Source organism: Neobacillus niacini, assembly GCF_048572935.1.
GTDB classification, from domain to species: Bacteria; Bacillota; Bacilli; order Bacillales; family Cytobacillaceae; genus Neobacillus; species Neobacillus niacini.
In genome coordinates, this window is record NZ_CP183883.1 from 1812965 (window position 1) to 1827229 (window position 14265).

Here is a 14265-nt window from a genome sequence, read left to right on the forward strand (position 1 = left end):
AAATATGAGAGAGATTCAGAGGAATAAACAGATATTGGAGCGGTTTCACTACTCGCAGGATCAGGTGATTGATAAATCATTTAACTGGAAACAAATGTGGCGGTTATTACAATATATAAAACCATATGCAAAGAATTTACTGCCGCTCTCGTTCATGACTGTAATCATTTCAGCAGCGATCCGCCTGCTTATTCCTATTTTGATTGGGGTGTATACTCTTGACCGTGCCCTTATTGAAAAAGATACAACTCTATTAATTCAGCTTGTATCTATCATTACCGGGTTATATGTATTGTCCTATAGCGTCAATGCATTAAGGATCCGCTGGATGAACCAGCTGGGGCAAAATGTCATTTATGATTTGCGTAAACACTTATTTACACATGTACAGTCCCTTTCCCACCGATTCTTTGACCAGCGCTCAGCCGGGTCTATTCTTGTGAGGATTATGAATGACATTAACTCCCTGCAGGAGTTGTTTACAAACGGGGTTATTAATCTATTAACAGATATTCTCTTATTGGTTGCAACTATTTTTATTTTGTTTTCAATCAATGCGAAACTTACGATTGCTATCATGGTCATCCTGCCGATCATGTTTTTCATCTCTACAAACCTGCGTAAAAAAATCCGCTTGTCTTGGCAACAGGTGCGTTTAATCCAGTCAAAGATAAACTCACATTTAAATGAAAGTATTCAAGGCATTCGCGTTACGCAGACATTTACTCAAGAATCAGAAAACAACCAATTCTTTAAGGAAATGAATAAAGATAACTTCGTAACTTGGCAGCAAGCGGTCCGGAAAAATGCCATGTTTGGCCCATTTGTTGAAATAACAAATGCTATCGGTACAGCTATACTCATCTGGTATGGGGCGGTTCTTATCATGAACGGGGAATGTACCATTGGCGAATTTGTCTCCTTTGCCTTTTATTTAGGAATGTTCTGGGAGCCAATATCCAGAATGGGCCAGTTGTATAACCAGCTTTTGATTGGAATGGCGTCATCTGAGCGGATATTTGAGTTTTTAGATGAACGACCGATTGTGGCAGAGGCTGCTAAGCCGTTGGTACTTCCCTCCATCGAGGGAAATATTGATTTTGAGGATGTAGAATTCTCCTATAACGCAGAACGAAAAGCGTTAAACGGCATTTCTTTTTCTATCAAAGCGGGTCAGACAGTAGCTCTTGTTGGACATATGGGCTCTGGAAAAACGACCATTGCGAATTTAGTCAGCCGATTTTATGACGCGACTGCAGGTGTGGTCAAGATTGATAACCATCCGATTCAAGAACTGTCTATTGCAAATCTTCGTTCACAAATTAGCGTGGTCCTGCAGGATACATTTATCTTTTCAGGGACTATTATGGAAAACATTCGGTTTGGGAACTCGCGGGCGAGTGATGAAGAAGTAATTGCCGCAGCAAAAGCAGTAGGGGCGGATACATTCATAACTAAGCTTTCCAATGGCTATCAAACAGAGGTTGAAGAGCGGGGGAATATTCTGTCTGTTGGTCAACGCCAGCTGCTCTCCTTCGCGAGGGCACTCCTAGCGTATCCGAAAATCCTTATCCTTGATGAAGCAACTGCCAGTATTGATACGGAGACGGAAGTAAAGATACAAAATGCCCTAAGGACTTTATTAAAAGGAAGAACAGCGATTATGATTGCGCATAGGCTCTCAACTATTAGAGAAGCTGATAAGATCATTGTCCTAGACCACGGGAAAATCCTGGAGCAGGGAAATCATGAGCAATTAATGGAGAAGCAAGGGGTTTACTATGAATTGGTAAGGGCGCAATATAAGATGTAAATCCGTTTCTTTCTGTTCGTTTTTTTGTCATCAAGTAATTGGCATGATTGGTGGATGTTCACACAAAACTCCAGTATTTAGAGGAGTAGAAATGAAGTCAAAGCAAAAAGACGATTCGGTCTTCCTCGAATCGTCTTTTTTGTTCTTTCAACTAAAATCTTGAGCATATCTGTGAACTTGGTACTAATCTTAGATGCCGCAAGAGTGTTAGTCCATAGTCCGGGGTCTTGAGGACAAAACCCTCGAGCTGCAAGAAAGATTTGTCCTCAATCCAGGGTCTTGAGGACAAAACCCTCGTACTGCAAGAAGGATTTGTCCTCAATCCAGTGTCTTGAGGACAAAACCCTCGTACTGCAAGAAGGATTTGTCCTCAATCCAGTGTCTTGAGGACAAAACCCTCGAGCTGCGAGAAGGATTTGTCCTCAATCCGGGGTCTTGAGGACAAAACCCTTAAGCTGCGAGAAAGATTTGTCCTCAATCGAGGGTCTTGAGGACAAAACCCTCGTACTGCAAGAAAGATTTGTCCTCAATCCAGGGTCTTGAGGACAAAACCCTCGTACTGCGAGAAAGATTTGTCCTCAATCCGGGGTCTTGAGGACAAGACCCTCGTACTGCGAGAAAGATTTGTCCTCAATCCAGGGTCTTGAGGACAAAACCCTCGTACTGCAAGAAAGAATTGTCCTCAATCCAGTGTCTTGAGGACAAAACCCTCGAGCTGCGAGAAAGATTTGTCCTCAATCCAGAGTCATGAGGTCAAAACTCCCTAAGCCGCCAGAAGGATTCGTCACGTGTTTTATCACTCTTAGCTCGAAGGTTCTTTTTATCTCTATCTTACCTCTAAAAGTTGTTGGGACACTGTAAATGCAGCTTCAGTTTTTTGTTTCACTTCCTCGACTGTTATGCCACTAGCTGTTTCAATGAGCACCATTCCATTTGGTGTAAAATCAAAGACGGCAAGATCGGTAATGAGACGGTGTACCACTTGTTTACCAGTCAATGGAAGAGTGCATTCTTTCTTAATTTTCGATTCACCATGTTTGTTAACATGTTCCATAATTACCACGACCCGTTTAGCGCCATTCACAAGGTCCATCGCCCCGCCCATTCCTTTGACCATCTTTCCTGGAATCATCCAGTTTGCAAGATCACCATTTTCGGACACTTCCATGCCGCCAAGGATGGCAAGATCGATATGACCGCCGCGAATCATCGCAAAGGATTCAGCACTGTCGAAAAAGGAAGAACCAGGTACGGTTGTAATCGTTTCTTTTCCTGCATTAATCAAATCAGGATCTTCCTGACCATCAACCGGGTAGGGACCGATACCGAGCAGTCCGTTTTCCGACTGTAATAATACGTTGAAATCCTGTGGAATCTCATTCGCAACAAGTGTCGGCATTCCGATTCCAAGGTTCACATTCATTCCATCTTTAATTTCCTGAACCGCTCTTTTTACAATGGTTAAACGAGTATCTCTCATTTTCATCCGCTCCTTTTTATCGAATTATGCCTGAACAACTGTCCGACGTTCAATCCGCTTTTGATAGTTGGTACCAAGTAAAATACGCTGTACATAAATACCTGGTGTATGGATTTCATCTGGATCTAACTCGCCCGCTTCGACGATTTCTTCGACCTCAGCAATCGTAATTTTACCTGCCATCGCTGCGAGTGGATTGAAATTGCGTGATGTTTTCCGGTAAACGAGGTTACCTAGGGTATCTGCTTTCCAGGCTTTCACAAGAGCGAAGTCCCCAACAATTCCGCGTTCAAGCAGATAGGTTCTTCCATCAAATTCCTTCACTTCTTTCCCTTCAGCAATCGGGGTTCCAATACCTGTTGCTGTATAGAAACCTGGGATCCCTGCACCGCCAGCTCGTATACGCTCAGCTAAGGTGCCTTGTGGAGTCAATTCCACTTCAAGTTCACCACTTAAAAATTGCTTTTCAAAAATTTTGTTTTCGCCAACATACGATGACACCATTTTCTTAATTTGCTTGTTTGCAAGGAGGAGCCCTAAACCCCAGTCATCGACTCCACAATTGTTACTGACTACTGTTAAATCCTTTGTTCCTTTTTCAACCAAAGCATGAATAGCATGCTCTGGAATGCCACATAAACCAAAGCCGCCGACAATTAACGTAGCACCATCCTGAATATCTGAAACCGCTTCCGAAAAAGAAGAAAACAATTTACCTTTTTTCACAACTATCGCCTCCACTTATTCTGAATATTCTATTACCTAAAAGTTTACAGGTTGTTTATTTATAAGTAAAATACATAAAAAGAATAAATAGTATGAATATCTGGAATAAATGGAGGGTTTACCTTGGAACTACGTGACTTGAAGTCTTTTATTGAAGTAGTCATTCATCAAAGCTTTACAAAAGCGGCAGCTCATTCCTATCTATCACAGCCTTCTTTCAGTAAGGCGGTGAAAAAGCTAGAAGAAGAATTAGAGGTAGAATTGTTCGACCGTTCAACTCGCCATTTACGGTTAACCGATGCTGGACAAATTGTATTTGAGCAAGCACAAAAAGCATTGGAGTCTCTGAATGAGATCACCATCCTGCTTGACGACTTAAAGAATGTCGTATCAGGTGAAATCAAAATAGGGATTCCACCGCTAATTGGTACATTGTTTTTTCCAAATATAGCGAGACAGATTCAGGAAATGTACCCTAACGTTTCCCTGCATTTAGTGGAACGTGGTGCAAAATTAATCGGTCAGCTCGTTGAAAACGGACAGGTTGACCTCGGAATTGTCGTTCTTCCAGCCGACACATCAAAGTTTAATGTGCATCCGTTTATCACAGATGAATTTGTCCTCTATGTACATAAAAAGCACCCGCTGGCAAAAAGAAGCATCCTTGGGATTAGCGAGTTAAAAGACGAGAAGTTTATTCTTTTTTCAGATGAATTTACATTGCATGACTATATTAAAAATGTTTGTTTAGAGGCAGGGTTTATACCTAAAGTTTCCTATCAAAGTTCGCAGTGGGATTTAATCGTCGAACTTGTTTCCTCAGAGTTTGGCATTACACTGCTGCCAAAGTCTATTTACTCGAAACAAAATAACCCCAATGTTCAAATCGTTCCATTAGCAGAGCCAACATTACACTGGAGACTGGGCATCATTACGAAAAAGGAGGCATATCACTCTTATGCCTTGAAGGAAGTTTTAAAGATGTTCTAGAATGGAGCGGCTATACTTTTTTGCAAAAAAAATTGTAAAAGGCGATTTCAGTTTACTGAATCGCCTTTTTTATTTAGCATGTCACCCTTTAGGTAAAATTTCCCTCAACTTCAAAACAATTTTACTAAAATCCTCTTCATAATTTCTATATATATTACCTTGCCATAAAAATATATGACTTGAGGTTAGGATTTCTATAAAACAAGCTTTATTACCAGAATTCCAAGGGATTAACTGAGAATTCAATACATAGGAAAGTATAATTTTACCATTATATAAAAATTAATAATTACAAATATACCAAAATATTTTTAGTAAAATAACATATGAAAGCATTTACTTTTAGTAAAACTGCTATTATAATAACCCTATAAACTACTAGGAGGGATAGAATGAAGGTTCAAAAGAAAATGAAATTGTTTTTCCTTTTTACTATTATAGCCACACTGCTTTTATCAGCTTGCAGTTCATCATCTGATACGAACGGAGAGAAAGCTGAAGATGGAAAGGTTAAGTTAAGGTTTGCGACTTGGGATGTTGGAGATGACGTAGATCTGCAGCAAAAATTAATTGATCAATTTAATGCGGAAAATAGCGATATTGAGGTAGTTTTAGAAGCTTACGGCGGTGATTATGATACAAAAATTACTGCAGGTATTGGTGCGAAGGACGCCCCAGACATCATGTATATGTGGAATTATCCTCAATATAAAGATGCACTTGAACCGCTTGATTCTTATATAGAAGATAAAGGTGAAGAGTACAAAGGAAATTTCTATGAAGCGTTATGGAACTATAATGCTGTTGATGGTGATGTTTACGGACTCCCTGTAGGTTATACAACACATGTTGTTTACTACAATAAGGATTTATTTGATGAAAAAGGTATTGAGTATCCAAAGGCTGGCTGGACATGGAAAGACCTTCAGGAAACAGCTAAGAAGCTGACAGATAAGGATAAGAAGATTACTGGTTTTGCATTCCCAGGAAAACCGGATCCATATGATTTTGAAATGTATTTATGGGGCAATGGTGCTTCTTATGTCGATAGTAAAGGTAATTTAGACGGCAACATAAATTCTAAAAAAGCAATTGAAACTTTTACTATGTTCCAAAACATGTTGAAAGATGAAATTGCTATCACCACAGAAGGCTGGGGTGATACAGAATTCAAGACCAACCGAGTAGGTATGTTTATTAATGGTGCATGGTATCTTGAAGCGTTTAAAGAGGCTGGAATTAACTATGGTGTTGTTGAAATCCCATCGTTTGGTGATAAACCGAGTGCAAGTATTGTCAGCTCCTCTGGTATTGCAATGTCAAAGGATTCTAAGCACAAAGAAGCTGCATTTAAATTTATGGAGTTTTGGACAGGGGAACAAGCAAATAAAGAAAGACTTTCTTTCGAACTTCCGGTATTAAAAAGTGTTGTTGAATCAGAAAAACTCCAAGAGGATCCGATCAAAAGTGTCTTTTATTCTATGCTTGAACAAAGTGAAGGCTATAACCCTACATCATTTGTAACGGATGACTGGAGTAAGTTGTCTGATGATCTAAGCTTAGTCTTTGAAGAAATCTTTAATCCAAGTACACGTGTCGACCCTAAAGAAGCTTTAAATAGTGTAATTAAGTAAAAATATAATTTGGAGTATATCAGGTGAACAACCTGATATACTCTCATTTAAATCTGATTTCAATAGGTCAAAACCATTTAAGAGGGAAATATGTTTACTAAAAAAAACAAACAAAAGAAATTTACATTAGTTCGTAAAAGAGTGCCCTTTCTATTTATACTACCGTGGATTATTGGCTTTATCGTTTTTACATTAGGACCTTTAGTTTTTTCATTGATTATGAGTTTGTTTGATTGGCCCATTGCGGGTGAAGCCAAATTTATTGGCTTCGATAACTTCAGTACTATGTTTACTGCTGATCCCCAGTTCTATGATTCTCTTTGGATTACCTTGAAATTTGCACTCATCTTTGTTCCATTAAACCTCTTGGTTGCTTTAGTGCTAGCGCTGCTAATCACTCAGCCTATCAAAGGGATTAAGGTATTCAGGACCATCTTCTATTTACCGGCTGTAGTATCCGGTGTAGCTGTTTCGATTATATGGGGTTGGATGTTTAACTCAGAATATGGAGTTTTAAATTATATATTGTCTTTACTAGGTATCGAAGGACCAAACTGGCTGATTGATCCAAAGTGGGCGATCGTAACCATTGTGATTGCAAGTGCTTGGGGTGTTGGTTCGATGATGTTAATCTTCTACACAGATATTAAAGGAATTCCTCATGAAATGTATGAGGCTGCTTCAATCGATGGGGCAGGTCCAATTAGGCAATTCATTAGTATTACGATTCCTACTATTACACCAACGATTCTTTTTAATGTCATCACTTCTGTTATTGCGGCATTACAGCAATTAACATTGGTACTCCTTTTAACGGGCGGGGGACCATTAAAATCTACTTATTTCTATGGATTATTTGTCTATAATAATGCCTTTAAACATCATGAACTCGGCTATGCGAGTGCAAACGCTTGGTTTATGTTTATTATCATTCTTCTATTGACGATGTTAATCTTTAAGTCTTCGTCTGCATGGGTATTCTATGAAGCTGAAGTGAAAAAGGAAAAAAAGGGAGGTAAAGGAAAATGAAGCTGACGCGAAAATATAAATTCATCATGTATAGCATTCTTGTTCTGTTTTCCCTTTATTTCCTATTTCCTTTTATCTGGGCATTGATTACTGCGCTTAAAACAGAAGGGGAAGTATTTAGCTTTCCACCAAAGTTTATCCCTGATGTACCACTACTTAGTAACTTTATGGATGCTTGGAATAGCCAGCCGTTTGGAATTTATTTTAAGAACTCCATGATTGTTACGGTGTTAACGACCATTGGGCAGCTTATATCCTGTTCATTAGTGGCATATGGCTTTGCCAGGTACGATTTTAAATACAAGAACTTTCTGTTTATTTTGCTTTTGTCCACGATGATGATTCCGTGGGATGTAACGATGATTCCACTTTATATGGAATTTAATTTATTTGGCTGGATCAATACATTGAAGCCATTAATTATCCCGGCATTTTTTGGGTCTGCCTATAATATCTTTTTGCTCAGGCAGTTCTTAATGAACATTCCGAAAGATTTAGAAAATGCAGCGAGAATTGACGGAGCAAACGAATTTCAAATTTTTTATAAAATTTTCCTGCCTATCATGAAGGCACCTTTAACGTTAATCGCTGTATTAAATATCATTTTGGTTTGGAATGACTACTTAGGTCCGCTCATTTATTTAAATGACCAATCTAAATATACAATGGCACTTGGTTTAGCATCATTCCAAGGTGTTCATGAGCTTCAAATTATCCCTATTATGGCGATGACACTTGTGATGATTATCCCGCCAGTAATCGTTTTTGCCTTTGCACAGAAATATATTGTTGAGGGTATAAGCGGTTCCATCAAGTAAAAAAGTTCGGAGGAAGATGTAATGCAACGTGAAATGAAAAGATGGGAAAATATCCATCTTACGGCACTAAATAGGCTTCCGGCACATACTGATTTTTACAGATATCGTGAGCTTACTGAAGCAATCCAATTAAATAAAGAACAGAGTAAAGGATATATGTCACTAGATGGGAATTGGAAGTTTCTATTCCTAGAGGCACCTGAATTTTCACCAGAACACTTTGAAGCGGAGAACTTCGAAATCAATCAGCTAGATGATATCGAAGTACCGTCCTGCTGGCAGTTAAAGGGTTATGGAAATATGCATTATACTGATGTGTTATATCCGTTTCCAATTAATCCGCCATTTGTACCGCAGGAAAATCCAACAGGAATCTATTTCAAGGATATAACTTTGGAAGATATAAAGGTAGACGAAAAAATCATCGTGAAATTTAATGGTGTTGATTCTGCCTTTGATCTCTATGCGAACGGTCATCATGTTGGCTTTAGTAAGGGTTCACGGATGCCGTCAGAATTTGACTTAACCCCATATCTTCGAGAGGGATCGAATCGATTGACCGTTAGAGTGTACCAGTTTTCTGATGGAACCTATCTAGAAGATCAGGATATGTGGTGGCTTTCTGGTATTTTTAGAAGTGTAGAATTATATCGACTGAATCAAAACACGCTGCAGGATGTCTATATTGAAACCTTGCCTGATGAGGATTTCAAAGATTTTACATTCAAATTAACGGGCAGGTTTTTAACGGCAGATGTTACTAGCTTGAACGTGAAGCTGCTGCAACAAGATACAGAGATTGATTGTTTCCCTGTTGAAATTGTGAATGGTGAATTTCAGGCAGTAAGGGAAATGATTGACCCGTTATTATGGAATGCCGAAGAACCGAATCTATACATGGCTGTCCTCGAGTATCGGTTACCAAGTGGCGAAGTAGAGTTTATTCCACTAAGATTTGGAGTCAGATCGATTGATATTACGAATAATGAAATTAGACTAAACGGAAAAAGGATTTTCTTTAATGGCGTCAATCGTCATGACTTTAATCCAAGGATGGGCAGGACGGTTACCTACGAGGATATGCTTCAGGATGTACTCTTAATGAAGAAGCATAATATCAATGCAGTCAGAACGGCTCATTATCCAAACAATGATATTTTCTATGACCTTTGTGATGAATATGGACTCTATGTAATTGATGAAACTGATTTAGAGTGCCATGGCTTTGAAAACACGGGGAATTATAATTGGATTAGTGACAATGAATTATGGGAGAAGCAGTACGTGGACCGGGCAGTCCGAATGGTAAAAAGGGACCGAAACCACCCGAGTGTAATTATTTGGTCCTTAGGAAATGAATCTGGTCAAGGTAGAAATTTCACTGCTATGTATCAAGCAATCAAGGAAATTGACGCTACTAGATTGGTACATTATGAGGGAGATCGTCATGCAGCCTACAGTGACATGTATACGACGATGTACACTAGATTAAAGGCTCTTGAAGAAATCGGGCAGGATGCTGAAGGGAAAAAACCGCATATCTTATGTGAATATGGTCACGCAATGGGTAATGGACCTGGAGGCCTGACAGAATACCAAGAAGTCATGAGAAAATACCCGCGCTTACAGGGTGGATTTGTATGGGAATGGTATGACCATGGAATTGAAAGTGTGGATGAAGATGGAAATATCTATTATCTCTATGGTGGAAATTACGGAGATTTTCCTACGAACGGAAACTTCTGCATCGATGGACTGGTATTCCCCGACCGGACACCATCCCCGGGTCTAATTGAATACAAAAAGGTGATCGAACCGATTGTTACGGAAGCAGTAAACCTTAATCAGCTTAAGATTCGGTTGAAAAACAGATTTGATTTTAGAAATCTGGAAGGTATCAAGCTGCATATTAAGGTAGAATCATTTGATCAATTAATAGATGAAAAGAATATGATACTTCCAAATATTCCTGCACAAGAAGAGATGGAAATGGTGCTGCCATTAAATCTTGAGGAAGCCTTAAAATATGATGATGTCCGGATAAAATTAAGTTATTTAGAACCAGAGAATACTTTATTTGCAAATGAAGGTCATCTCATCACTAGTGAAAGTTTTTTACTCGAAGCGACAAAGGTGAAAAAAATGGTGGTAAGTAAGCGTGAGGGTGGAACAACGATTTCGATTGAGGAAAATTTTGGACAGCTGCGATTAGAAAATGAGCATTTTAAAACTGTTTTTTCAAAGATTCATGGCGTCCTCGTATCCCATAGATTAAATGGCGAAGAAATTATCGAAAAAGGACCTGAACTTACACTTTGGCGAGCGGTTATTGATAATGATATGTATAAGAAGGATGCTTGGATCAATAAATACTTTCTAAAAAATGCAAAGGAACAATTGGTTTCCTTTAATTATCAGCTGACGGAAGAATATGCAGATATTGAAATTAGTAAATACCTATCCAGTGTCAATCAAGCATGGGGCTTTCATTTGACGTATCATTATCGGATTACCCAAGCGGGTGCGTTAAACATCCAATTGAAAGGCTCTAAGATTATTAGAGGGAAAGAGATTCCTGAATTACTTCCTAGAATCGGAATTACGATGCATGTTAACAAAGAGTATAATAATGTTACATGGTATGGCAGAGGAGATTCAGAAAGTTACCAGGATAGCAAGAGAAGTCAAAGCATTGGCCTTTATCAAAAGCATGTGGAGGAAATGCATACCGATTATGTCTATCCGCAGGAGAATGGTTCAAGATGTGATACCTCTTTCTTAGCCCTAACGAAAGGAAATCAGTCTATTCTTTTTAATTTCAAAGAAATGAGAGATTTTACGATTCATGATTATGAAACAAGTGCATTAGAAGAAGCGACACACCGTGGGAAAATAAAAAAGTCTCCGTTCAACGTGTTGACGATTGATTATCGACAGAGTGGACTTGGCAGTAACAGCTGTGGTGAGGAGCAGCTTCCAGCTTATCGGGTTGGTGTTGAAGACTTTGAAATCCAGCTGGAAATCAGAAGTGTTCATCGAGACAATTTAGTGGAAGAGAGTAAATATTTTAGAGCTCGATAAAATATCTCTTAATTTTTCTAAAAAGTAACAAAGTTTGAGAAAAGATCCATTTCAAAAAGCAGGGAAACCACCCTGCTTATTTGGAATTATAGCTATTTATGAGGTGAAATGGGATGAAATTAGATATTACAGAAATACCATTCTCCAGATTTGGATCCTATTTTTGCATCTCTCAAGAAAAGGATTCCGGGAATGTTTATATACGAGATGTTCACGGCGGTGATGATGCCCCGTCCCAACTTTTTCAAGTTGATATCGTAGTAGATGGAGTTGAAAAAGAATACGAAGTTCGTGCTTCGGAGACTTCCTTGTCCTTCTATTTAAAAGGGACTTCTAAACGTGTTGCAGAAATCATTCTTCCTGAAGAAGATGAACTCCATATTGAAGTGCAGGATGTAGAACTTCGGTTGAGAGCTACAAAGGGAAAATATGATACATTAATGGAATTGGAAGATGGGATGTACGAATACCACATCTACCCAAAGGAATTAAAATTAATGATTTTGAACCTGAATGGCAGGATGTCTGTCGAGGCACCTTGGAATATCATCGGAAACGATTTTATTGATATGCGATTAAGAAATGGGCAATTCGTCATCGAAAGCTATCGAACGGTTTATCAAAAAAAGAATCATCTTCCTTTTAATATAGGAAGAGACCAGGTTGAGCGGCTCTATCAGGAATGGTTTAACAAGATGAAAAAAGGATATGAAGAAACGCACTATCTGCCTTCGGTGGAAAGGGCTTCCTATATTACATGGTCGAGCGTCGTTCATCCGGATGGACTGCTGAAGGATTATGCCATGTATATGTCTAAGCTGTGGATGTATAATATTTGGTCGTGGGACAACTGCTTTAACGCATTAAATTTAGGGGAACATTACCCTGAATTAGCCTTTGCCCAATTGAAGATATTCATGGACACCCAAGATCAATCTGGTGCTTACCCAGATTTTGTCAATGATAAATTTATCTCTTATAATTGTATTAAGCCGCCGATTTTTGCTTATGTCTATGAGCAGTTAATGGAAAGAAATGATTATTTTAAAGAAGCACACCGTCTGAGAGCGGTTTACGAGTCTACTAAAAAAGTAATGAGCTATTTTGATACTTACCGGACCTATTCAGAAAGGCTGCCACACTATAAACATGGAAATGATTCCGGCTGGGATAATGCCTCTTTATTTCATGTGGGAATGCCTGTGGAAGCACCGGACCTTGCTAGTTTTTTAATTCGAACCTATGATATTCTCTCCTCTTTCGCGGAAGTTTTAGGTGAAAAAGCGGAAGCAGAAAGATTTAAAGAAAAAGCAGATTCTTTGTTTACTCTTTTACTGGAGAGACTGTATGATGAAGACGGCTTTTATGGGCGTGTTGGTAAACATGCTGAGAAAATCATGATTCGAACAAGTTTAATCCTCAGGCTGCCGGTTATCATTGGCTATCGTTTGGATAAAGAGATAATGGATCGGTTAGTGCTAGACCTTGAAGAGAACTTTGAGACTAGATATGGCTTGGCTACTGAAAGTATCACGAGTAACTATTACAAAGAAAATGGATATTGGCTTGGACCAATTTGGGCGCCAGTTACGTATCTGTTTATAGATTCTATGAAACGTTATGGATACGAACAGGCTGCCAATCGTCTAAGGGATAAATTTCTTGAACTCACTCTTGTAGGCGGAATGGCTGAAAACTTTGATCCACTTACTGGAAAAGGGCTTGTGGATACATCCTTCACTTGGACTTCGAGCGTATTTTTATTGTTATTGGAAGATAATCTTAGGGGTGATTAAATGCAAAAATATATGGGAGAACTAGCCCTTACGATTACAGCGATTATATGGGGAAGTGGATTTGTTGCCAGTGCGATTGCCTTGGAACATTTTACTCCCTATCAAATTTTGGCAATAAGATTTTTAATTGGGGCCGTCATTTTAAGTGTTATTTTTCATAAAAGACTGAAAAATATACGTAAAGCCACTATTATCCAAGGTGCTATTATTGGTATCTTTTTGTATGTGGCCTTTGCGCTTCAAACGGTGGGACTTCAATATACGACACCATCCAAAAATGCCTTCTTAACGGCTGTGAATGTCGTGATCGTTCCGTTTATAGCATTTGTGATGTATAAGCGAAAAATCGATATGTATGAACTAACTGGCGCTGTTTTAGCGATGATAGGTGTAGGGATATTGTCACTTAAGCTTTCTGCTGAGGTCAATATTGGAGATTTGCTGACACTTGGCTGTGCTTTTGGTTTTGCTTTTCATATCTTCTATACGGCAAAATATGTAAAAGATTCAGATCCTGTCTTATTAACACTGATTCAAATGATAACCGCTGCGGTTATCGGTATAATGGTTGTTCTTTTCAAGGGAGAAACCTCTTTTGCTATCCAAAAAGAAGGTGTATTCTCACTTTTATATCTCGGTGTCTTTTCAACTACGATTGCGTATTTATTACAAACTGTTGCTCAGAAAATGATAACAGAAACAAAAGCCGCCATTATTCTCTCAACAGAATCATTCTGGGGTATGGTATTTTCTGTGGCGATTTTAGATGAAGCGATGACGATAAAAATGGTGCTGGGTGCTATCCTTATTCTGATTGCGATCATCATATCAGAAACCAAATTACCTTTTTTAAAAAAGAATAAATTAAAAGAAATTACTTAAATAACAAGTAGGTAGG

Annotated in this window: 10 protein-coding genes; 8 read left to right on the forward strand and 2 right to left on the reverse strand. The window is 38.7% G+C overall.

Translation table 11 applies throughout. The features are described 5' to 3' along the window. The first annotated feature begins 4 nt into the window (after positions 1-4). Positions 5-1813, forward strand: coding sequence for an ABC transporter ATP-binding protein (locus ACN6MT_RS08495; protein ID WP_419955527.1), 1809 nt, complete (start codon positions 5-7; stop codon positions 1811-1813). An 826-nt stretch (positions 1814-2639) separates the two neighbouring features. On the opposite strand, the gene ACN6MT_RS08500 is transcribed toward ACN6MT_RS08495, so the two are convergent. Together ACN6MT_RS08500 and ACN6MT_RS08505 are read right to left on the reverse strand one after the other, a co-directional pair. After that, entirely contained in the window at positions 2640-3293 is a 654-nt protein-coding gene (locus tag ACN6MT_RS08500; RefSeq protein ID WP_419955528.1) for a CoA transferase subunit B, read from the reverse strand. Between the two features lie 24 nt (positions 3294-3317). Continuing rightward, a complete protein-coding gene (locus ACN6MT_RS08505) occupies positions 3318-4019 on the reverse strand; it encodes a CoA transferase subunit A (RefSeq protein ID WP_063251916.1) in 702 nt (233 codons plus the stop codon). Between the two features lie 123 nt (positions 4020-4142). Between ACN6MT_RS08505 and ACN6MT_RS08510 the strand changes: the two genes are divergently transcribed. From ACN6MT_RS08510 to ACN6MT_RS08540, 7 genes are all read left to right on the forward strand, one after another. Further along, positions 4143-5009, forward strand: a complete 867-nt coding sequence (locus ACN6MT_RS08510) for a LysR family transcriptional regulator (protein ID WP_419955529.1) — start codon at positions 4143-4145, stop codon at positions 5007-5009. A gap of 392 nt (positions 5010-5401) precedes the next feature. Then, positions 5402-6643, forward strand: coding sequence for an ABC transporter substrate-binding protein (locus tag ACN6MT_RS08515; RefSeq protein WP_063251918.1), 1242 nt, complete (start codon positions 5402-5404; stop codon positions 6641-6643). A 90-nt stretch (positions 6644-6733) separates the two neighbouring features. Next, positions 6734-7672, forward strand: a complete 939-nt coding sequence (locus ACN6MT_RS08520; RefSeq protein ID WP_063251919.1) for a carbohydrate ABC transporter permease — start codon at positions 6734-6736, stop codon at positions 7670-7672. Continuing rightward, positions 7669-8490: a carbohydrate ABC transporter permease gene (locus ACN6MT_RS08525; protein ID WP_419955530.1), complete on the forward strand. Its 822-nt coding sequence runs from the start codon at positions 7669-7671 to the stop codon at positions 8488-8490. Before ACN6MT_RS08520 ends, ACN6MT_RS08525 begins: the two co-directional genes overlap by 4 nt. Positions 8491-8511: 21 nt before the next feature. Then, the gene (locus ACN6MT_RS08530; protein ID WP_419955531.1) at positions 8512-11571 is read left to right on the forward strand and encodes a glycoside hydrolase family 2 TIM barrel-domain containing protein; all 3060 of its coding nucleotides are present in this window, start codon (positions 8512-8514) and stop codon (positions 11569-11571) included. 113 nt (positions 11572-11684) lie between these two features. Continuing rightward, positions 11685-13367, forward strand: a complete 1683-nt coding sequence (locus ACN6MT_RS08535) for an amylo-alpha-1,6-glucosidase (RefSeq protein WP_419955532.1) — start codon at positions 11685-11687, stop codon at positions 13365-13367. Then, a complete protein-coding gene (locus ACN6MT_RS08540) occupies positions 13368-14249 on the forward strand; it encodes a DMT family transporter (protein WP_419955533.1) in 882 nt (293 codons plus the stop codon). It begins immediately after the preceding gene. The last annotated feature ends 16 nt before the right edge of the window (positions 14250-14265 follow it).

Excerpts from the sequence above, each read along its gene's own strand:
- ACN6MT_RS08520 (WP_063251919.1), top strand. The coding sequence starts at position 6,734 with ATGTTTACTAAAAAAAACAAACAAAAGAAATTTACATTAGTTCGTAAA.
- ACN6MT_RS08540 (WP_419955533.1), top strand. The coding sequence starts at position 13,368 with ATGCAAAAATATATGGGAGAACTAGCCCTTACGATTACAGCGATTATA.
- ACN6MT_RS08535 (WP_419955532.1), top strand. The coding sequence starts at position 11,685 with ATGAAATTAGATATTACAGAAATACCATTCTCCAGATTTGGATCCTAT.
- ACN6MT_RS08530 (WP_419955531.1), top strand. The coding sequence starts at position 8,512 with ATGCAACGTGAAATGAAAAGATGGGAAAATATCCATCTTACGGCACTA.
- ACN6MT_RS08515 (WP_063251918.1), top strand. The coding sequence starts at position 5,402 with ATGAAGGTTCAAAAGAAAATGAAATTGTTTTTCCTTTTTACTATTATA.
- ACN6MT_RS08500 (WP_419955528.1), bottom strand. The coding sequence starts at position 3,293 with ATGAGAGATACTCGTTTAACCATTGTAAAAAGAGCGGTTCAGGAAATT.
- ACN6MT_RS08525 (WP_419955530.1), top strand. The coding sequence starts at position 7,669 with ATGAAGCTGACGCGAAAATATAAATTCATCATGTATAGCATTCTTGTT.
- ACN6MT_RS08495 (WP_419955527.1), top strand. The coding sequence starts at position 5 with ATGAGAGAGATTCAGAGGAATAAACAGATATTGGAGCGGTTTCACTAC.